This window comes from Sphingopyxis sp. EU05-FHT14B03, assembly GCF_058790875.1.
Map to the genome: position 1 here is coordinate 100,475 of NZ_JBYTDC010000005.1, position 18,228 is coordinate 118,702.

The following is an 18,228-nucleotide window of genomic DNA, read 5'->3' on the forward strand; positions in this document are numbered from 1 at the left end:
GCTAAGCCCATGATGTATGCGCCGGTAACCACGCCGCCATTGGCGAGCCAAAACCGGCCGAAAGCGGCGATTTATTCTCCTCAAACGGGTCGGAGGTGCGAATGGATCAGGCAGTCGGATGGCAGTCGCCATATTTTCCGAAAATATTCGAGCGATATGATCGCGCGGATTTCGCGCAGGAATTCCTGCGGCGAAGCCCCGCCTATCGCGGCGGCTATGCCGCCGCCGCGGCGGCGGCGCCGGGCGCCGACCGCGCGCGGCTCTTTCGGCGGCTCGCCAGCCGCTGGGGGTTGGTCTTTCGCCTTCGATCCTGATCTTCCGGCTGCGGCCGCACCCGCCTTGTGGCGGCCGCAGGCCTGCGCCTTCGTCACGATCGCACGGCCGGCGCCCAAGGGCTTTGCCGCGCTGCGCCTCGCCGAGATTGTCGACGGACCCGAGATTGCCGCCGAGTTGATTTCGTACCGCGACTGGCATGTCGTCCTTCTCGCCGGGGGTCGGCACTATCGTCTGCTGATCCGGCACTGCTGCGCGAACGAACGGCTGGCGTACCTCACGCCCGCTGATGGGCAGGCCGGCCTCCGTGCCTCGCTGATCATGGCGCTGCACCGTGAACTCCTCGATACCGGTGGCGCTCGTCCCGCGCCGGACAGCGTCCCGGGCGCGACCGAGCACTGGCGCCTCGTCCAATGGCTTCGCCTTCTCGACGCCATAGCCGAGGGCGCATCGGCCCGCGACATGGCAGCGGCGCTGCTGCTCGCCGAGGCGCGCGACTATTCCGCCGCCGAATGGGACGCATCGAGCGAACGTCGCCGCATCGCGCGCTGGCAGCGCGCCGCCGTTGCCATGCGCGACGGCGGATTCAACGCGTTGCTCGGCGCCGCCTGATCGGGACATTCCGACGCCCTTCGCTTTGTCCGTTCCGAATCCTCCGCTTGATTTTCCAAGAACGCCTCCTCGTTCCTGAACCCTGATCCGGGTTCCGGTCCTTGGCAGGAGGCCCCATTGTCCGATCGTCCCACGCCCGTTGTCGCCCGCTATCTGAGGACACCGGAAGCAGCCGTCCACTTGAGCCTCTCGGCGGCGACGCTCGAGAAGCATCGCTGCTACGGGACCGGGCCGCGCTATCACAAGCTGGGCGGCCGGGTCGTCTATGCAATCGCCGACCTGGACGCCTGGGCGGCGATCGGACGCAAGACATCGACGTCGGATCCCGGCGTTGGCGATATCTCGCCGCTGCGCCCGGGTCGCCGCTGATGCGCGCGCGAATGGCCTCGGCTTTGCCGTCGCCCATGCCGGCGGCCGCCCCTCCGCCTGTCGGCTTCCGGTTGCCCGCAAGCGGCCTGACCGACGTCGAGCTGACCTGGATCGAGGGCCGTCTCGAACAGCAGCTCCGCTTCGGGCGGGTTGCCGCCGAGCGGTCCGGCGGTCCGCACAAGCGCATCGCATCTTTCCGACCGGGGGCGAGCTTCGGGCTGATCGACTGCACCATGAACGATCTCGGATACGTGTTCTGGAGCCTTGCCATCATCAGGTCAGTCGCGCCCGGTGCGCCCTTTGGTACCCATCCGGGTGTTCGACCGGGAGGGGAAATTCTCCTCAGCCTTTCCGACCCCGAACTGATCCGCGCGGTGTGCCGCGAGATCGACATGATCGAGGCCTCGGGCGTCGATGTGTGCGACGTGTCGCCCGATCACTGGCGCCATATCGGGCAGCGGCTCGCCGCCGCGCTGCCGTTCCGCTCCTACTCGGCCGAACGCCATGCCGCGTGGCTGCGCCGCGGCGAAGCCCGGCCATGAACCGGCGGTGGCTCCGCACGACCGCGGCCTGCGGCGCGTTCTTTTGCGGGCTGTTCGGCGTGGCCGCGATTCTCGAGCCGCAGCCGCGGCTCATATGGAACGCGAGCGCAAGTGTGCCGGCCGGGCTCTACGCCATCGACGTCGGCGCTCAGCCTGCGCGCGGCGACCTTATCGCCATTGCGCCGCCCGCGCCGCTCTCCGCCTGGCTTTCAGCGCGCGGCTATCTGCCGCGCGGTGTGCCGCTTCTGAAGCGCGTCGCCGCAACGCACGGCGCGCTCGTCTGCCGCAGCGGCGTCTTCGTCACGATCGACGGCGCGCCGGCGGCGCGCGCGCGATCGGCCGACCGCATGGGACGAACGCTACCGCTCTGGCTCGGCTGCCGCCGGCTGGGGCGCGGCGAGCTGTTCGTCCTCGGCCTGTCTCCCGACAGTCTCGACGGCCGATATTTCGGGCCGCTCCCGGCATCCGCCGTCATCGGCACCGCGCATCCCATTCTCACCCGCGACGCCTCCGGCGCGCCGCTTCGCTGGCGCCGGAACGGCGCGCGGCATTCCGCCAACTTGCCGGACGAGGAACAGACATCATGATGATCGGAAGCTTTCAGACCGCAGGCGATGGCTATGCGGGATCGATCCGGACCCTCCTGCTCGACGCGATGATCGCGATCGTTCCGGCTGCGCCGTCCGACGCGGAAAACGCGCCCGGTTGGCGGGTGCTGCTCGTCAAGGCCGACGATGGAATCGAGATCGGAGCGGGCTGGGACCGCAGCGGCGAGCGCGCCGGTTCCTATATCGCGCTGCAGATCGACGACCCGGCCTTGCCCGCGCCGCTGCGCGCCAATCTCATTCGCTCGGCGCGAAACGAGGATGAATATCATCTTCTGTGGTCGCGCCCGGCACCCCAGGCGAAGGGCTGAGTGATGCGGCCTTCGGCTCGCTCGGCGCGCTTCCGCGCCATGCGCATCGCCGCTGCCGCATTGCTGGCGCTCGCGGCGCTGCCTGCCGGTCCGGCGGCAGCGCGCGATGCTGCTACCGCCGCGCCTGCCGCTCATCCTTATGCACCGCATGTGAGCGAGGCTTCGCAGCGGTTCGCCATTCCCGAGGCATGGATATGGCGCGTCATGCACGTCGAAAGCCGCGGCCGATCGCGCGCCGTGTCGCACGCGGGGGCGATGGGATTGATGCAGATCATGCCCGCGACCTGGGCCATGCTGACTGCGCGATATGGGCTGGGACCGGACCCCTTCGATACGCGCGCGAATATCCGTGCGGGTGCAGCCTATCTGCGCATGATGTGGGACCGATATGGCGACGTCTCGCTCATGCTCGCCGCCTATAATGCCGGTCCCGGCCGCGCCGACGCCTATGCGGCGGGACGGCGCCGACTTCCCGCCGAGACCATCGCTTATGTTGCCGCGATTGCTCCGGCGATCGGCGCATCGGGCGTCGCTTCGCTCGCCCCCGCGCCGACACCGACGGCACCGTCCTGGCGCAACGCTTCGTTGTTCACCGAACGCCCCGGCGACGATGCGACCGCGCTGCTCGGTGCGCCTCCGCTGCAATCCGGGCGCAGCGCAAATGCAGCGGAAGCTGCATCACCTCGCGCGCCTGCGGCGCTCTTCGTTCCGCTTTCCGGCCGCGACCAATGACGCATCGCGCCTCGCCTTCGATGGCTTGCCGGGACCTGTTGGCTCGGGGGTTTTGGCTCGTCGGGGAGGAGAAGGGGGCATGGCAAGATAAAAGACCGGCCAGCTCGCTGGCGGTATGTGGTTGGTTTAGCTCGGCTTTTGCGTATGGCACATCGTCCGCCGCGCCATATTTGATCCGGGATATGTCTTCCTTTCAACGGCTTGCCGTCTGGCACGCAGTCGATGAGCGGTGACGACAATGATTTCCGGGTCAGGCCGGGACGGGGGAGAGACGCGGGGGCGGGTTCTGCTGCCCGCGGCAAGCGGCTCGCGGCGGAAGTGCGGCGCGCGGCCGCGCGTTCCGGCGCCACGCGGCTCCGGCGCGCCGGGCCTGCGCGCGGCGGGACCGGCCGCCACGGGCGCGGTCGCCGGGCGCTTGCGGTCATCCGGCGCGGCGCGGCGATGCGCCGTGTCACCGTGATGGCGCGGATTGTCCGGCATCGCGGGGCGGGGTTTCGCGCCGCTCCGCTCGGACGTCACATAGCCTATCTCGAACGCGACGGCGTGACCCGCGACGGACGCGACGCCTCTATGTTCGATGCCGCCGGCGATGAGGCCGATCGCGGAGCCTTCGCTGAGCGCTGCGGCGGCGATCGTCACCACTTCCGCTTTATCGTCAGTCCCGAGGATGCGGCCGAGCTTGGAGACCTGCGCAGCTACACGCGCGACCTGATGCGCCAGCTCGAGATCGATCTCGAGACGCGCCTCGACTGGGTCGCGGTCGATCATTGGAATACCGACAATCCGCACATCCATGTCCTGGTGCGCGGGCTCGCGCCCGATGGCACCGATCTCGTTATCGACCGGGGCTATATGGCAGAGGGTGTGCGCGGCCGAGCGTCGGAGATCGCGACCTTGGAGCTTGGCCCCAGGAGCGAGCTTCAGGTCGATGCGGCCCTGCACCGCGAAGTCGAGGCCGAGCGCTGGACCAGCCTCGACGCCGAACTCGCGCGGCGATCGCGCGAGAATGAAATCGTCGACCTCCGTCCGGTCGCGGGGCGCGAGGCGGGAACCAACCAGTACCTGTTGGGGCGCGTCGCGAAGCTCGAAGCGCTGGGGCTCGCCTCGCGCATCGGTCCCGCCCAATATCTCATCGATCCGGCGGCCGAGGAGCGGCTTCGCGCCATCGGGGAACGCGGCGATACCATCAAGACCATGCACCGCGAGATGTCGGCGCGCGGGATCGCATTCGATCCTTCGGCCCTGGCAATCGGCGAACAGGGCGAAGGGGCAGTCATCGGCCGCCTCGTCGCACGCGGGCTCGACGACGAACTCGCGGGCTCCGCCTATGCGATCGTCGACGGGGTGGATGGCCGAACCCACCATATCCGCTTTCCAGACCTCGAGTGGACTGGCGACGCAAAGCCTGGCGCAATCGTCGAGCTGAGGCACTGGGACGGCCGCGACGGCGCCCGCCACATCTCGCTCGCGGTTCGCTCGGACCTTCCGCTCGGCGAGCAGGTGGAGGCGCGCGGCGCGACCTGGCTCGATCGGCAGCTTGCCGCGCCCGACCGGTCGATGCGCTCGCAAGGGTTCGGCCGCGAGGTCCGGGATGCAATGAAAGCGCGCACCGCCTTTCTCGAACGCGAGGAATTGTTGCCGCGCGGCATAGAGCGCCGGTCATCCCGGGAGCGGATCGAGACACTCCGCCGCAGCGAGGTGGACGCGGCCGTTGGCGCGATCGCGGCGCGGACCGGCCTCGAGCATCGGCCATCGGCACCGGGCGAGCATGTGAGCGGCATCTACCGCGAGCGCGTGCAGCTCGCCTCGGGACGCTTCGCGATGATCGACGACGGGCTCGGCTTCCAGCTCGTGCCCTGGCGGCCCGCGCTCGAGCCGCACCTCGGCAAGCATATCAGCGGTACCGCGACAGCGACCGGCGGCATCGACTGGTCGCTCGGCCGCGGCCGCGGGATCGGCATCTGACCGGATAGGAGAATAGCCATGAACGACCGCATCCTCTGGGGACAAATCACCGTCATCTTCCTGATCGTCCTTGGCGCGGTATGGACCGCGACGCAGTGGACGGCATGGGAGCTTGGCTATCAGGCGGCGCTCGGCGATCCCTGGTTCCGCCTATCGGGCTATCCCGTCTATCCCCCGCCGGCCTTCTTTTGGTGGTGGTTCGCCTTCGATGCCTATGCGCCGCCGATCTTCTATCGCGGCGCGGCGATCGCCGCTTCGGGAGGCTTCCTGTCGATCATCGTCGCGATCTTCATGTCGATCTGGCGCGCCCGCGAGCGGCGCCGCGCCGAGACCTATGGCTCGGCGCGGTGGGCGAGCGAACGCGAGGTTCGCGCCGCCGGCATGCTCGGCGAGGACGGGGTGATCATCGGACGGCTCGGAAAACGCTACTTGAGACACGATGGCGCCGAGCATCTCCTTTGCTTCGCGCCGACGCGGTCGGGGAAGGGCGTCGGCCTCGTCATTCCGACGCTGCTGACCTGGCCCGGCAGCTGCATCGTCCACGACATCAAGGGCGAGAATTGGGAGCTAACCGCGGGCTTCCGCGCGAAGCACGGCCGCGTGCTGCTCTTCGATCCGACCAACAAGGCGTCGGCGGCCTATAATCCGCTTTTCGAGGTGCGGCGCGGGGAGTGGGAGGTGCGCGACGTGCAGAATGTCGCCGACGTACTCGTCGACCCCGAGGGCAGCCTCGAGAAAAGAAACCATTGGGAGAAGACGAGCCACGCGCTCCTCGTCGGTGCGATCCTCCATGTCCTTTATGCCGAGGAGGACAAGACGCTCGCGGGCGTCGCCGCCTTCCTGTCGGACCCGCGCCGCCCGATCGAGACGACGCTGCGGCGCATGAAGACGACGAAGCACCTCGGCACATCGGTTCATCCGGTGGTCGCGGCAGCGGCGCAGGAGCTGCTGAACAAGAGCGAGAATGAGCGGTCGGGCGTGCTCTCGACCGCCATGTCCTTTCTCGGCATCTACCGCGATCCGGTCATCGCGGCCGTCACCGGATCGTCCGAATGGCGGATCGCCGACCTCATGGAGGATGATGTCCCGGTCTCGCTCTATCTTGTCGTACCGCCGGGAGACATCAGCCGAACCAAGCCGCTGATCCGCCTCATTCTCAACCAGATAGGGCGGCGTCTGACCGAGGAACTCAACCCCGCGGCACGGCCGCGCCGGCTATTGCTGATGCTCGACGAATTTCCGGCGCTCGGGCGGCTCGACTTTTTCGAAAGCGCGCTCGCTTTCATGGCAGGGTACGGCATCAAGGCCTTCCTGATTGCCCAATCGCTCAACCAGATCGAGAAGGCTTATGGGCAGAACAACGCGATCCTCGACAATTGCCATGTGCGCGTCAGTTTCGCGACGAACGACGAGCGCACCGCCAAGCGCATATCCGACGCACTCGGAACCGCCACCGAACAGCGTGCCATGAAGAATTATGCCGGCCACCGGCTCTCGCCATGGCTCGGTCATCTGATGGTATCGCGTACCGAGACGGCCCGCGCCTTGCTCACGCCCGGCGAGGTGATGCAGCTCCCGCCCGACGACGAGATCGTGATGGTCGCGGGTCTGGCGCCGATCCGGGCGAGGAAGGCGCGATATTTTCTCGACGCCCGGTTCCGTGCCCGGGTCGTCGCGCCGCCCGATCGGCAGGCCGGACTGATGAAGCCCAACGACTGGGCGCGGAGGGAAGGGGCTGCGCCTGCTCCCGTCCGCCTCGCATTGCCCGCGCCTGAAGCCAGGGAGCAGAATGACGGCGAGAGCGACGCTGCGAATAGCGGGATCCGGCAGGAACCCGAGCTTCCTGCGCATGAGAATGTAGCGCCGCCAAGCCGCCCCGTGCAGGGCGAGTTCGACTATGCCGACGACGACGCACAGGGCGACGCGGCCCGCGCCCGGGCGGCTGCGGATCGCCGCCTGTCGCGCGCGGCGCGCAATGCCTCGCTCGATCCCGGTGACGGGATCGACCTGTGAGCCGCGCCCATATCAAGCAGACGTTCCGCCTCGACGCTGGCCTCGTGCGAAGCGTGGAAGATCGAGCCCGGCAGCGCGGCACCACCAAGACCGAGGTCGTCGAGGCGGCGCTCACCACCATGTTGCTGCCACAGGATCAGGACCGGGCCGAAGCTCTGCTGATCCGGCGCCTCGACCGCCTGGTCCGGCTCCTCGAACGGCTCGAATGGCATACCGACCTCACCAACGAGACGCTGGCGCTCTTTGTGCGGCATTGGCTGACCAGCACGACACCGATACCCGACGCCGCGCTGGCTGCTGCGCAGGCGACCGGCAAACGGCGATGGGAGGGATTTGTCGATGCGCTCGCAAAGCGGATGGACGGCGGTGCCAAGCTGGCGGCAGAGTTGAGCCGCGGCGAAGCTCAATCGGACCCGGCGAGGAAATAGGCGCGGAGGCGGTGGGACACGTCGGGGTTGAGCTCGACGAAGACGCGGCGACCATCATAGAGATCCGGTTTGCGCCGGATGAGATTGGCGTCGCAGAGCTTCTGACAGAGCCGAATGGCGCTGCTCATGGGGATGCTCGGGGTAACGCATAGCGAGGTAACCGAGATCGGCTTTCGCTCGCATTCGTGGATGAAGAGATCGATCAGCATCTCCCACGCCGGATCCCCGAAGAGCTCGGGCGCGCCGAGCAATTGTTGGCGGAGCAGCCGTCGCCGCATCGTCGCCCGTGCGTTGGCGAGCGCCAGGTCCTCGTCCTCCGAGGTCTGCTGGCTGTCAGGGCTTCGGAGGGTGAAAGGTGCCGCCCCCTCCCGAGTGGTCGTCGGATCGCGATTGATGAGGTGATGTGCGTAGGCGGCGGTGACGATGATATGGTCGAGCACCTCGATCCCGAGCGATCTGCCAATCTGGTCGAGACGCCGCGTCACTTCGATATCTTCCGCGCTTGGGCTCGGATCGCCGCTCGGGTGATTGTGGACGAGAATGATGGCGGCAGAGTTCACCTCGAGGGCACGCCGAAAGATGGTTCTCGGGTAGAGGCTGATCTGGGAAATCGTCCCGCGCTGCATCTCTTCGTCGGTAATCAGGCGGTGCGAAGAATCCAGAAACAGGATGCGGAAGCGCTCGTCCGCAAGGCTGCCCATCGACAAGATCAGATACTGTCTGACCTCCGCTGCGAACGGATCGATGCGAATTCCGCGGATGTCGGAACTCGCCGCCGCGATTGCGGCGTCGCGGGCGTGCAGGATGAGGGATGCCACGGGAGAATTGCTGCCGACGATTCTCGCTATGGCCTCGGGTTCTTGCGCCCACAGGCGGCCGAGCGACTGGAATTCGTCTAGGAGGGCTTTGGCGACTGCTGCCCCTTGTCCCGGGGCTGCGATTTCCAGGAGATGTGCCAAGACGGATCGCTGCCGCACTGCTTCAGGCGACGCTGGTGATGCCAGGTTGCAAGGATTAGCAGGGGTGGCACCAGCCAGGACGATGCGACCTGCATCGTCAGATACACGACAGGACTGATGGAGAGGTCCACGGCTCGGCTCAGGTGGGCGAGCAGGGGCAAAGCATGAAGGATCGCCGCGGGAATGGTCCAGAAGCGGTATGCGACCATCGCCAGGGCAAGCGTCGCTAGGGCTCCAAATGCGTCTTGCGCGAGATAACCAATATCGAGCACATGATAGGAGACCAGCCCAGAAGCGACCAACAAGCGATCCCAGATCACGATGGTAACGGCGATCGCGACCATCGCCCGCTCGGGTCCGCCGCCCTTCCACGCCGCATAGAGAAGAGCGATCAGCAATATCGTGGCGAAAATGGCTATGCGCATTCTCGTGACTTTTCATGCGGATCGCTCTCGGTCAATTCGCTTCACGCAGCCGAAGAAAGCGGAACGACCTTGGTGCCGGCAACGGACGGGCATTCGCGCAGATCGTACCCGGCCGTTTCCTTGCCGATCTCGGCCAGCTCATTGTGCGCGCGAAGTATGCTGCCGCTGACCTTGACGAGCGACATCTGCGCCTCGACCAGGCGTATGATCGTTCCTTGGCCCGTTTTCGCCGGTGCGCCGATCGCGCGCCGGGCCATGACGACGCTGGTGGTGAGCGAAGCCACGGCAATCAGCGCGTCGTCGATACTTCCCTCGGCATTTGGGACGTCGCGATATAGCCGGGCCGCCATTGCGGCAATATTCTCAGACATAGGTTCTCCTTCGCCGAAGCCGCAGAGCCTCAGCCAATTGGACCGATTTGAAGAGAGGTCAGTTCTGGATCAGCTGGTTCAGCGCTTGGGCAACGCCGAGACCACCCAGGACAATCCAGACCGCAGCGGCAAGTCCGGCGAGATAGATCCAAAGCCGGTTTGCCGAATTATGATCGCGCTTGAAAAGACCTCTGAACGGCGGGCGAATTCCCGATGACCCGCCCCGCAACGCCGAACTGTCGTGCAGTTCCATGAGGTTGGGCGAGCCGCCGTCCGGAAACTCGGATCGCACCAATGCCGGCGTCGCCGGAACCTCCACCGCGTCGTATGTCACTCGGTCGTATTTCTCCTTCATCTGACGGTAGATGAAGGCGGACTCGTTCCGGTCCTGCGCGCCAAGTGTGTCGCGCGCCAGATTCAACCGCTGATCGACGGTGTGCTTCGAAATATCGAGGAGCCGCGCGATCTCTTTCGAGGTCTTGTGCTCGATGAGCAGGTCAAGGCACGCGCGCTGCTTCTCTGTCAGGCGGTTCCATCGAGCTTCGTCGTCAAGTGGGTGCGACCCCGAATCATTCATGTTTACATGATTGTCGAAATAGCGCCGCGCGCAAGCGTCATCGGAGTGAGTCGCGGTAAGATGGCTGCAGACCGGGCCGGCTGCATAGGCAGTGGCTAGTCATTCTTTCCGATGGTTTGACGCGCGAAAATCCCTGTTGAAGCCGGGACTTTTCTGCGTCTCTTACTCGTCCCCGTCGAGCCGGGCGCCGTTGCCCGGACCAATGAACGGGGACTCCGATGGGCGCAGCATCGACCGGCAATGAGCCGCAGGCACGCGGCGCGCGCATGCTCCGGACCGCGCTTGGCGGCGCCATTGCCGAATGGCTCGCCGACCCCTCGGTCATTGAGATCATGCTCAACCCCGATGGCCGTCTTTGGGTGGACCGGTTGGGCATCGGCATCGCCGACAGCGGCATCCTTCTTGCCGCCGCCGATGGCGAACGCATCATTCGCCTCGTCGCGCATCATGTTGGCGCCGCGGTCCACGCTGGCTCGCCGCGCGTCTCTGCCGAACTCCCGGAGACCGGCGAGCGCTTCGAAGGGCTGTTGCCGCCGGTGGTGGCAGCGCCGACCTTCGCCATCCGGAAGCCCGCCGTGGCGGTGTTCACCCTTCACGATTATGCCACCGCCGGTATCATGTCGGACCTCTCGGCCGAGATCCTCCGCTGCGCAGTGTCCGAGCGGAAAAATATTCTGGTGGCCGGCGGTACCGGAACCGGAAAAACTACGCTTACCAACGCATTGCTCGCGGAAGTTGCGAAGACGTCGGATCGTATCGTTCTGATCGAAGACACGCGCGAGCTTCAATGCGCCGCGCCCAATCTCGTCGCGATGCGAACGAAGGACGGCGTGGCGACGCTAGCGGACCTCGTGCGCTCTTCGCTCCGTCTACGGCCTGATCGCATCCCGATCGGCGAAGTCCGGGGAGCGGAGGCACTTGAGCTTCTGAAGGCGTGGGGCACCGGTCACCCCGGCGGTATCGGCACGATCCATGCGGGGACCGCACTCGGCTCGCTGCGCCGGATGGAGCAACTCATTCAGGAGGCCGTGGTGACGGTCCCGCGCGCGCTGCTCGCCGAGACGATCGACCTTGTCGCCGTGCTGGTACGCGACGGCACCGGGCGCCGCCTTTCCGAACTTGCCCGTGTCGATGGCCTCGACCCTGTGACCGGCCAGTTCTGCATCACCCCGCTCATCCCCGAAGGAGAAATATGATGACCCATGCCTTCGGGCATGGCGCCCGTCGCGCCATGCTCTGCTCTACCGCGCTGTTCGTCGCGCTGGTCGTTTCCGCCCCGGCGCATGCCGGCGGTTCGTCGATGCCGTGGGAAGCGCCGCTGCAATCGATCCTCGAGAGCATCGAGGGGCCGGTCGCCAAGATCGTTGCGGTGATCATCATCATCGTGACGGGCCTCAGCCTCGCATTCGGCGACACGTCGGGCGGGTTCCGCCGCCTCGTCCAGATCGTGTTCGGTCTGTCGATCGCATTCGCGGCGTCGAGTTTCTTCCTGTCCTTCTTTTCCTTCGGCGGCGGAGCGCTGATCTGATGGAGGAGATTCCGGGCTTCTTCGCCCCGGTTCACCGGGCGCTCGCCGAGCCGATCTTGCTCGGCGGCGCGCCGCGGTCGCTCGCGATCGTCAACGGCACGCTTGCCGGGGCGATCGGACTCGGACTTCGCCTCTGGATCGCAGGCATCGCCATCTGGGCGATCGGCCATGCGCTCTCGGTCTGGGCGGCGCGCCGCGATCCCCTCTTCGTCGACGTCGCAAGGCGTCACCTCAAATATCCTGTCTGGATGCGGCCATGATGAACCTTGCCGAATATCGCTCGAAATCCGCCTGCCTTGCCGATTTTCTTCCGTGGGTCGCGCTGGTGGGCGAGGGCGTGGTGCTGAACAAGGATGGATCGCTGCAGCGCACCGCGGGCTTCCGCGGTCCCGACCTCGACAGCGCCACGCCCGCCGAACTGGTCGCGGTGACCTCACGTCTCAACAATACGCTGCGGCGCCTCGGCTCGGGCTGGGCGGTGTTCGTCGAGGCGCAGCGCCTGCCCGCGAGCGACTATCCGCAATCGGAGTTTCCCGATCCGGCCTCGGCGCTGGTCGATATGGAGCGCCGCGAGCAGTTCCGGGAGGAAGGGGCGCATTTCGAGAGCCGCTATTTCCTGACTCTTTCGTGGATGCCGCCGGCGGAGGATGCCTCGCGCGCGGAAGGGTGGCTCTATGAAGGGATGACGCGCTCGGGCGTGGACCCGCGCGAACATGTCGCGAGCTTCACCGACCGGACGAACCGCGTCCTCCATCTCGTCGAAGGCTTCATGCCCGAGGCCGAATGGCTCGATGACGGCGAGACGCTGACCTACCTCCATTCGACCGTCTCGACCAAGCGGCAGCGCGTCCGCGTGCCCGAGACGCCGGTCTATCTCGATGCGCTGCTCACCGACGAGCCGCTCGTCGGTGGGCTCGAGCCGCGCCTTGGGACGTCGCACCTGCGGACGCTGACGATTACCGGCTTCCCGTCGGCGACCTGGCCGGGGCTGCTCGACGAGCTCAACCGGCTCGCCTTCGCCTACCGCTGGTCGACGCGCGCGATCATGCTCGACAAGACCGATGCGACCAAGCTGCTGACGAAGATCCGGCGGCAATGGTTTGCGAAGCGCAAGTCGATCGCGGCGATCCTCAAGGAGGTGATGACCAACGAGCAGTCGGTGCTCATGGACAGCGACGCCTCGAACAAGGCCGCCGACGCCGATGTGGCGCTGCAGGAACTCGGCGCCGATCATGCGGGCATCGCTTATGTGACTGCCACGGTCACCGTGTGGGACGTCGATCCGGCGCTCGCGGCCGAGAAGCTTCGTCTCGTCGAGAAGGTCATCCAGGGCCGCGACTTCACCTGCACGATCGAGGGCATGAATGCGATCGAGGCCTGGCTCGGGGGGCTGCCCGGCCATGTCTATGCCAATGTCCGCCAGCCGCCCATTTCAACGCTCAATCTCGCCCACATGATACCCCTATCCGCCGTGTGGGCGGGGGCGGAACGGGACGAGCATTTCGGTGATGCCCCCTTGCTGTACGGCAAGACCGAAGGCTCGACCCCGTTCCGCCTTTCCCTCCATGTCGGCGATGTCGGCCACTGCCTCGTCGTCGGCCCGACCGGTGCCGGCAAGTCGGTGCTCCTCGCCACCATGGCAATGCAGTTCCGCCGCTATCCGCGGGCGCAGATATTCGCCTTCGACTTTGGCGGCTCGATCCGGGCTGCTGCGCTCGCGATGGGCGGCGACTGGCAGGATCTCGGCGGTGCGCTGCACGACGCAGAAGGCGGGGTGGCGCTGCAGCCGCTCGCGCGGATCGACGAAGCGGCGGAGCGGAACTGGGCGGCGGAATGGCTCGCCGCGATGCTCGCGGGCGAGGGCGTGGAGATCGATCCCGCGGCGAAGGAGCACCTCTGGACGGCGCTGACGTCGCTCTCAACCGCGCCGGTCGGGGAGCGGACGCTCACCGGTCTGGCCGTGCTGCTCCAGTCGATCGAACTCAAGCAGGCATTGGCGCCCTATCTCGTCGGCGGTCCTTGGGGCCGGCTGCTCGATGCCGACGAGGAAAGGCTCGGCGACGCGTTCGTGCAGGTCTTCGAGACCGAGGGACTCGTCGGCGCCTCGTCAGCGGGCGCTGTGCTCTCCTATCTCTTCCACCGCATCTCAGGGCGTCTCGACGGGTCCCCGACGCTGATCATCATCGACGAAGGCTGGCTCGTTCTCGACAGCCCGGCCTTCGCCGCGCAGCTCCGCGAATGGCTCAAGACCCTGAGGAAGAAAAACGCCAGCGTCGTCTTCGCGACGCAGAGCCTCGCCGACATCGAGACGTCGAGCATCGCGCCTGCGATCATCGAGAGCTGTCCCACCCGCATCTTCTTGCCGAACGAGCGTGCGCTCGAGCCGCAGATCGCCCGCATCTACGAACGGTTCGGGCTCAACGACCGGCAGATCGAGATATTGAGCCGGGCGACGCCGAAGCGCGATTATTATTGCCAGTCGCGCCGCGGCAACCGCCTCTTCGACCTGGGCCTCGGCGACATTGCACTCGCCTTCACGGCCGCCTCCTCGAAGACCGACCAGACCCGCATCGGCGAGCTCTTCGCCGCGCACGGCCGCGACGGGTTCGCGGCCGCCTGGCTCTCCCACCGCAAGCTCGAATGGGCGGCCGAGCTGCTTCCCCCCACCGTCGCCCCCAACCAGGAGTAACCCCCGATGAAGAAGAATATCGTCCGCGTTCTGGCTGCGGCGTTGCTCGCGTCCGCCGCCGGTCCGATGATCGCGGCGCCGGTGAGCGCGCAGGTCGGCGGTATAGTCCACGATCCGCGCAACTATTCGCAGAATATCCTCACTGCCGCGCGCACGCTCGAGCAAATCAACAACCAGATCAAGCAGCTCCAGAACCAGGCGACCTCGCTGCTCAACGAGGCGCGCAACCTGCAGAGCCTGCCGGTCTCGACGCTCGGCGAACTCCAGGCGCAGATCGACCAGACGAAGCAGCTGCTGAGCGAGGCCGAAGGCATTGCCTATGACGTCGCCGACATCCGCAAGGACTTCGAGCAGCGCTACAAGGGCACCGCCTTTTCGGGCCCGACGTCGGCGCTCGTCGCCAACGCCGAGGCGCGCTGGAAGGACAGCGTCGGCGCCTTCGAGGACGCGATGAAGGTGCAGGCCGGCATCGTTTCGAACATGGGCGGGACGCGGACGTCGATCTCGACTGTCGTCGGCGCCAGCCAGTCGGCCACCGGCGCGCTTCAGGCCGCGCAGGCGGGCAATCAGCTGCTCGCGATCCAGTCGCAGCAGATCGCCGACCTTGCCGCCGTCATGACGGCGCAGGGGCGCGCCGAGATGCTCGATGCCGCGCGCGCGGCCGCTGCCGAAGCCGAAGGCCGCGAACGCTTCCGCCGCTTCCGCAAGGGCAATTGAGATGGGCCGGGCGGGCGGGCTGGTGATGGCGGCAATCGTCCTGGGTCTTGCACTGACCCTTGCCCTCATCGCCGCGCTCGAACCGCCCGCGCCCCGTGCGTCCGCTCCCCAGATCTCCGGAGCGGACGCACCCCCCTACTATGGCGACACGCTGCGTCGCTGCCGAACCGCCACCCAGACCGATCCCGAGTGCGAGGCGGCGTGGGAAGCGAGACGGCGCCATTTCTTCCGTTCTGGAAAGCCCGAGCAATGAACGACACCGGTGTTATCGACAATTTCCTGTCGGTCTTCTCGACCTATATCGACAGCGGCTTTGGGCTGCTCGGCGGCGAGGTGGGCTTCCTCTCCTCGACGCTGATCGTGATCGACGTGACGATAGCCGCGCTCTTCTGGGCGTGGGGTACTGACGAGGATGTGCTGCAGCGGCTCGTCAAGAAGACGCTCTATATCGGTGTCTTCGCCTTCATCATCGGCAACTTCCAGGCGCTGAGCGTCATCCTGCTTGAAAGCTTCGCGGGCCTCGGATTGAAGGCGAGCGGCGGGGCGATGGCGATCGGCGACTTCATGCGCCCGGGCATGATCGCTGCGACGGGGCTCGATGCCGCCGAACCCTTGCTCGATGCAACCGCCGATCTCGTCGGCCCGGTCGGGCTTTTCACCAACTTCGTCCAGATCCTGATCCTGCTGATCGCGTGGGTAATCGTGGTGCTCGCCTTCTTTATCCTCGCGGTGCAGGTGTTCGTCACGATCCTGGAATTCAAGCTCGTGACACTCGCGGGCTTCGTCCTGCTGCCGTTCGCCTTCTTCAACCGCACGGCCTTCATGGCCGAGCGTGTGCTCGGCCATGTCATCTCGTCGGGTATCAAGCTGCTTGTCCTCGCGGTCATCACCGGCATCGGCGTCACGCTGTTCGAGCGCTTCATGGAGGCCGGACTCGGCACCGAACCCGACATTCGGGAGGTGATGGCGATCGCACTCGGCGCGCTGACGCTGCTCGGTCTCGGCATCTTCGGTCCGAGCGTCGCCAACGGCATCGTTGCCGGCGGACCGCAGCTCGGTGCAGGCGCCGCCGCCGGAACCACGCTCGCCGCCGGTGCGACGATCGCCGCCGGCGCCGCAGGGGCCACGCTTGCAACAGGTGCCACCGCGTCGATGGCCGGGAAGGGAGCGGCGGGAGCTTCTCGGGCCGCCGGTGCTGCCTCGGCCTCCTATGCCCGCGACGCTGCCGGCAAGTCGGGGATGCGGGCCTTCGGTTCGGGCATGGCCAATGTCGCGCGCGACGCTGCGAGCAGCGCTGGCTCGCCGCTGCGGCAGGCGGCCGCCAAGCTCCGCCAGAATTATGCCGAGGGGCAGGCCGGGAAAGCCGCGCCCGCAGCTGCCGGGGCGGAGACCTCCGGTCAGCCGGCCTGGGCGGCCGCGATGAAGCGGCGGCAGGCGATCACCTCGGGCGCCACGGTCGCCGCGCAGACCCTGAAGCAAGGCGACAGCCACGGCGCCGGTTCAGCCCCCGACATCAGCCAGAAGGATTGAGATCATGTTCCGACGACCACACCAACATTATGGAAAATCGCCCGAGCCGGTGACGCCCTACCAGCGTGCCGCCCAGATCTGGGACGACCGCATCGGCTCCGCGCGGATTCAGGCGAAGAACTGGCGGCTCGCCTTCTTCGGCTGCCTCGCGCTCTCGGGCGGGCTCGCCTCGGCGCTCGTCTGGCAGTCGCTGCGCGGCACGATCACCCCTTGGGTGGTCGAGATCGACAAGCTCGGCGAGGCCAGGACGGTCGCGCCGGCGGATGCCGACTATGCGCCGACCGATCCGCAGGTCGCCTTCCATCTCGCGCGCTTCATCGAGCATATCCGCTCGATCCCGGCGGATCCCGTGGTGCTGCGTGCGAACTGGCTCAGCGCTTATGATTTTGCGGCTACTTCGGGGGCGCAGGCGCTCAACGACTATGCGCGGCACAACGACCCGTTCGCCGAAGTCGGTAAGCGGCAGGTCGCAGTCGACGTATCGAGCGTGATCCGCGCGTCGAAGGACAGCTTCCGCATCGCCTGGACCGAGCGCCGTTATCAGGACGGCGGCCTCATCGAGACCTCGCGCTGGTCGGCGATCGTGACGGTCACGATCGTGCCGCCGCGCACCCCCGAAGCCTTGCAGAAAAATCCCCTCGGTCTCCGGGTGACCGCGATCAATCTTTCGAAGGAGCTCAATCAATGATGAGGATTTCCCTGCTTGCGAGTGCTGCCCTGCTCGCCATTCCGCTACATGCCGCACCCGGCGATCCGCGCGCTCAGGTCGGCCGCGCCAATGACGCGGCGCGCGTGCAGCCCGAGCGCACGACCTTCCTCAATGCGATCCAGCAATATGCCTGGGCCGAAGGCGCGCTGTTCCAGGTTTATACGGCACCGGGGCAGGTGACCGACATCGCGCTGCAAGAAGGAGAGGAGCTTGTCGGACCCGGTCCGGTCGCCGCGGGCGATACGGTTCGGTGGATCATCGGCGACACGCTGAGCGGCGAGGGCGCGACGCGGCGCGTTCATATCCTCGTGAAACCAACGCGGCCCGAAATTGTTACAAATCTGATCATCAACACGAGCCGCCGAACTTACCACATTGAACTGCGCGCGACGCCTTCGACCTATATGGCCGCAGTCTCGTGGCGCTATCCGCAGGACGAGCTGATCGCGCTTCGCGCGGCCGAAGCCGAGCGTGTGAGGGCCGCGCCCGTCGCCAGCGGGATCAATCTCCCGTCGCTTAACTTCGCCTACCGGATCAGCGGCGACAAGGTGCCATGGCGCCCGGTGCGCGCGTTCGACGACGGCCGACAGCTCTTTGTTGAGTTCAGCCCTTCGATCGCGACCGGCGAGATGCCGCCGCTCTTTGCGGTCGGCGAGAAGGGGGCGGCCGAGCTGCTGAACTACCGCGTCGACGGCCGCTTCATGATCGTCGACCGGTTGTTCGATCGCGGCGAGCTTCGCCTGGGCGCCGGAAAGGCGGCGAAGAAGGTCCGTATCGTTCGCGATGCGTCGGCTGCGCGGGTACGCCCGTGAGCCGGCCAGAGGACGCCGAAGGCGAGGCTCCGACCGCTGAAATGGCACCTGACGCGGCAGT

23 protein-coding genes are annotated in these 18,228 nt (G+C 66.7%); 19 read left to right on the plus strand and 4 right to left on the minus strand.

Translation table 11 applies throughout. From position 1 onward, the window contains the following. Positions 1–101 precede the first annotated feature (101 nt). The 10 genes from AC3WS4_RS23480 (at position 102) to AC3WS4_RS23525 (ending at position 7,850) form a co-directional block, all read left to right on the plus strand. Positions 102–314 carry a transcriptional regulator domain-containing protein gene (locus AC3WS4_RS23480; RefSeq protein ID WP_492740709.1) on the plus strand — a complete coding sequence of 71 codons (213 nt, stop codon included), beginning with the start codon at positions 102–104 and terminating at the stop codon, positions 312–314. A gap of 25 nt (positions 315–339) precedes the next feature. Continuing rightward, on the plus strand, positions 340–885 hold the full coding sequence (locus AC3WS4_RS23485) for a DNA -binding domain-containing protein (RefSeq protein ID WP_492740708.1): 546 nt from the start codon (positions 340–342) through the stop codon (positions 883–885). 117 nt (positions 886–1,002) lie between these two features. Next, a complete protein-coding gene (locus tag AC3WS4_RS23490) occupies positions 1,003–1,254 on the plus strand; it encodes a helix-turn-helix transcriptional regulator (RefSeq protein ID WP_054727809.1) in 252 nt (83 codons plus the stop codon). A gap of 35 nt (positions 1,255–1,289) precedes the next feature. Next, entirely contained in the window at positions 1,290–1,796 is a 507-nt protein-coding gene (locus AC3WS4_RS23495; protein ID WP_492743023.1) for a DUF2840 domain-containing protein, read from the plus strand. Beyond that, positions 1,793–2,383 (plus strand): S26 family signal peptidase, encoded by a 591-nt coding sequence (locus tag AC3WS4_RS23500; protein ID WP_492740706.1) that lies wholly within the window; start codon positions 1,793–1,795, stop codon positions 2,381–2,383. Before AC3WS4_RS23495 ends, AC3WS4_RS23500 begins: the two co-directional genes overlap by 4 nt. After that, positions 2,380–2,712, plus strand: a complete 333-nt coding sequence (locus tag AC3WS4_RS23505; protein WP_492740705.1) for a DUF736 domain-containing protein — start codon at positions 2,380–2,382, stop codon at positions 2,710–2,712. The genes AC3WS4_RS23500 and AC3WS4_RS23505 overlap by 4 nt, the downstream gene beginning before the upstream one ends. A gap of 3 nt (positions 2,713–2,715) precedes the next feature. After that, a complete protein-coding gene (locus AC3WS4_RS23510; protein WP_492740704.1) occupies positions 2,716–3,444 on the plus strand; it encodes a lytic transglycosylase domain-containing protein in 729 nt (242 codons plus the stop codon). 222 nt (positions 3,445–3,666) lie between these two features. Next, the gene (locus AC3WS4_RS23515; protein ID WP_492740703.1) at positions 3,667–5,409 is read left to right on the plus strand and encodes a relaxase/mobilization nuclease domain-containing protein; all 1,743 of its coding nucleotides are present in this window, start codon (positions 3,667–3,669) and stop codon (positions 5,407–5,409) included. An 18-nt stretch (positions 5,410–5,427) separates the two neighbouring features. After that, positions 5,428–7,422 (plus strand): conjugal transfer protein TraG, encoded by a 1,995-nt coding sequence (locus tag AC3WS4_RS23520; RefSeq protein WP_492740702.1) that lies wholly within the window; start codon positions 5,428–5,430, stop codon positions 7,420–7,422. Next, positions 7,419–7,850, plus strand: coding sequence for a CopG family transcriptional regulator (locus AC3WS4_RS23525; RefSeq protein WP_440859438.1), 432 nt, complete (start codon positions 7,419–7,421; stop codon positions 7,848–7,850). The genes AC3WS4_RS23520 and AC3WS4_RS23525 overlap by 4 nt, the downstream gene beginning before the upstream one ends. Here the strand turns inward: AC3WS4_RS23525 and AC3WS4_RS23530 are convergent. From AC3WS4_RS23530 to AC3WS4_RS23545, 4 genes are all read right to left on the minus strand, one after another. After that, on the minus strand, positions 7,826–8,668 hold the full coding sequence (locus AC3WS4_RS23530) for a JAB domain-containing protein (protein ID WP_492740701.1): 843 nt from the start codon (positions 8,666–8,668) through the stop codon (positions 7,826–7,828). The two genes, AC3WS4_RS23525 and AC3WS4_RS23530, sit on opposite strands and share 25 nt — an antisense overlap. A gap of 77 nt (positions 8,669–8,745) precedes the next feature. Continuing rightward, on the minus strand, positions 8,746–9,234 hold the full coding sequence (locus AC3WS4_RS23535) for a hypothetical protein (RefSeq protein ID WP_492740700.1): 489 nt from the start codon (positions 9,232–9,234) through the stop codon (positions 8,746–8,748). A gap of 41 nt (positions 9,235–9,275) precedes the next feature. Then, a complete protein-coding gene (locus AC3WS4_RS23540; RefSeq protein ID WP_492740699.1) occupies positions 9,276–9,584 on the minus strand; it encodes a hypothetical protein in 309 nt (102 codons plus the stop codon). Positions 9,585–9,663: 79 nt separating this feature from the next. Continuing rightward, a complete protein-coding gene (locus AC3WS4_RS23545; RefSeq protein WP_077029198.1) occupies positions 9,664–10,182 on the minus strand; it encodes a helix-turn-helix transcriptional regulator in 519 nt (172 codons plus the stop codon). A gap of 266 nt (positions 10,183–10,448) precedes the next feature. Here AC3WS4_RS23545 and trbB point away from each other — a divergent pair, with 266 nt between their 5' ends. Genes trbB through trbG form a run of 9 tightly spaced genes read left to right on the plus strand, consistent with a single transcriptional unit; the run spans position 10,449 to position 18,167 of the window. Further along, the gene (trbB, locus tag AC3WS4_RS23550; RefSeq protein WP_082396305.1) at positions 10,449–11,378 is read left to right on the plus strand and encodes a P-type conjugative transfer ATPase TrbB; all 930 of its coding nucleotides are present in this window, start codon (positions 10,449–10,451) and stop codon (positions 11,376–11,378) included. Then, positions 11,378–11,710, plus strand: coding sequence for a TrbC/VirB2 family type IV secretion system protein (locus AC3WS4_RS23555; RefSeq protein ID WP_492740698.1), 333 nt, complete (start codon positions 11,378–11,380; stop codon positions 11,708–11,710). The genes trbB and AC3WS4_RS23555 overlap by 1 nt, the downstream gene beginning before the upstream one ends. Then, the gene (locus tag AC3WS4_RS23560; RefSeq protein WP_492740697.1) at positions 11,710–11,970 is read left to right on the plus strand and encodes a VirB3 family type IV secretion system protein; all 261 of its coding nucleotides are present in this window, start codon (positions 11,710–11,712) and stop codon (positions 11,968–11,970) included. The genes AC3WS4_RS23555 and AC3WS4_RS23560 overlap by 1 nt, the downstream gene beginning before the upstream one ends. Continuing rightward, positions 11,967–14,399 (plus strand): conjugal transfer protein TrbE, encoded by a 2,433-nt coding sequence (gene trbE, locus AC3WS4_RS23565; protein ID WP_492740696.1) that lies wholly within the window; start codon positions 11,967–11,969, stop codon positions 14,397–14,399. Before AC3WS4_RS23560 ends, trbE begins: the two co-directional genes overlap by 4 nt. Positions 14,400–14,405: 6 nt before the next feature. Further along, positions 14,406–15,116: a P-type conjugative transfer protein TrbJ gene (gene trbJ / locus AC3WS4_RS23570; protein ID WP_492740695.1), complete on the plus strand. Its 711-nt coding sequence runs from the start codon at positions 14,406–14,408 to the stop codon at positions 15,114–15,116. 1 nt (position 15,117) lies between these two features. Then, a complete protein-coding gene (trbK-alt, locus tag AC3WS4_RS23575) occupies positions 15,118–15,369 on the plus strand; it encodes a putative entry exclusion protein TrbK-alt (protein WP_056350357.1) in 252 nt (83 codons plus the stop codon). Then, positions 15,366–16,646 carry a P-type conjugative transfer protein TrbL gene (gene trbL / locus AC3WS4_RS23580; RefSeq protein WP_492740693.1) on the plus strand — a complete coding sequence of 427 codons (1,281 nt, stop codon included), beginning with the start codon at positions 15,366–15,368 and terminating at the stop codon, positions 16,644–16,646. The genes trbK-alt and trbL overlap by 4 nt, the downstream gene beginning before the upstream one ends. Before the next feature lie 4 nt (positions 16,647–16,650). Continuing rightward, positions 16,651–17,334 (plus strand): conjugal transfer protein TrbF, encoded by a 684-nt coding sequence (trbF, locus tag AC3WS4_RS23585; protein WP_492740692.1) that lies wholly within the window; start codon positions 16,651–16,653, stop codon positions 17,332–17,334. Further along, positions 17,331–18,167: a P-type conjugative transfer protein TrbG gene (gene trbG / locus AC3WS4_RS23590; RefSeq protein ID WP_492740690.1), complete on the plus strand. Its 837-nt coding sequence runs from the start codon at positions 17,331–17,333 to the stop codon at positions 18,165–18,167. Before trbF ends, trbG begins: the two co-directional genes overlap by 4 nt. Positions 18,168–18,228: the final 61 nt, after the last annotated feature.

Bases quoted from the DNA above. Each gene is read 5' to 3' on its own strand.
- AC3WS4_RS23555 (WP_492740698.1), top strand. From the start codon at position 11,378: ATGACCCATGCCTTCGGGCATGGCGCCCGTCGCGCCATGCTCTGCTCT.
- trbL (WP_492740693.1), top strand. From the start codon at position 15,366: ATGAACGACACCGGTGTTATCGACAATTTCCTGTCGGTCTTCTCGACC.
- AC3WS4_RS23495 (WP_492743023.1), top strand. From the start codon at position 1,290: ATGCCGGCGGCCGCCCCTCCGCCTGTCGGCTTCCGGTTGCCCGCAAGC.
- trbB (WP_082396305.1), top strand. From the start codon at position 10,449: ATGCTCCGGACCGCGCTTGGCGGCGCCATTGCCGAATGGCTCGCCGAC.
- trbG (WP_492740690.1), top strand. From the start codon at position 17,331: ATGATGAGGATTTCCCTGCTTGCGAGTGCTGCCCTGCTCGCCATTCCG.
- AC3WS4_RS23510 (WP_492740704.1), top strand. From the start codon at position 2,716: ATGCGGCCTTCGGCTCGCTCGGCGCGCTTCCGCGCCATGCGCATCGCC.
- trbF (WP_492740692.1), top strand. From the start codon at position 16,651: ATGTTCCGACGACCACACCAACATTATGGAAAATCGCCCGAGCCGGTG.
- AC3WS4_RS23520 (WP_492740702.1), top strand. From the start codon at position 5,428: ATGAACGACCGCATCCTCTGGGGACAAATCACCGTCATCTTCCTGATC.
- AC3WS4_RS23505 (WP_492740705.1), top strand. From the start codon at position 2,380: ATGATGATCGGAAGCTTTCAGACCGCAGGCGATGGCTATGCGGGATCG.
- AC3WS4_RS23480 (WP_492740709.1), top strand. From the start codon at position 102: ATGGATCAGGCAGTCGGATGGCAGTCGCCATATTTTCCGAAAATATTC.
- AC3WS4_RS23545 (WP_077029198.1), bottom strand. From the start codon at position 10,182: ATGAATGATTCGGGGTCGCACCCACTTGACGACGAAGCTCGATGGAAC.
- trbJ (WP_492740695.1), top strand. From the start codon at position 14,406: ATGAAGAAGAATATCGTCCGCGTTCTGGCTGCGGCGTTGCTCGCGTCC.
- AC3WS4_RS23535 (WP_492740700.1), bottom strand. From the start codon at position 9,234: ATGCGCATAGCCATTTTCGCCACGATATTGCTGATCGCTCTTCTCTAT.
- AC3WS4_RS23515 (WP_492740703.1), top strand. From the start codon at position 3,667: ATGAGCGGTGACGACAATGATTTCCGGGTCAGGCCGGGACGGGGGAGA.
- AC3WS4_RS23540 (WP_492740699.1), bottom strand. From the start codon at position 9,584: ATGGCGGCCCGGCTATATCGCGACGTCCCAAATGCCGAGGGAAGTATC.
- AC3WS4_RS23560 (WP_492740697.1), top strand. From the start codon at position 11,710: ATGGAGGAGATTCCGGGCTTCTTCGCCCCGGTTCACCGGGCGCTCGCC.
- trbK-alt (WP_056350357.1), top strand. From the start codon at position 15,118: ATGGGCCGGGCGGGCGGGCTGGTGATGGCGGCAATCGTCCTGGGTCTT.
- trbE (WP_492740696.1), top strand. From the start codon at position 11,967: ATGATGAACCTTGCCGAATATCGCTCGAAATCCGCCTGCCTTGCCGAT.
- AC3WS4_RS23500 (WP_492740706.1), top strand. From the start codon at position 1,793: ATGAACCGGCGGTGGCTCCGCACGACCGCGGCCTGCGGCGCGTTCTTT.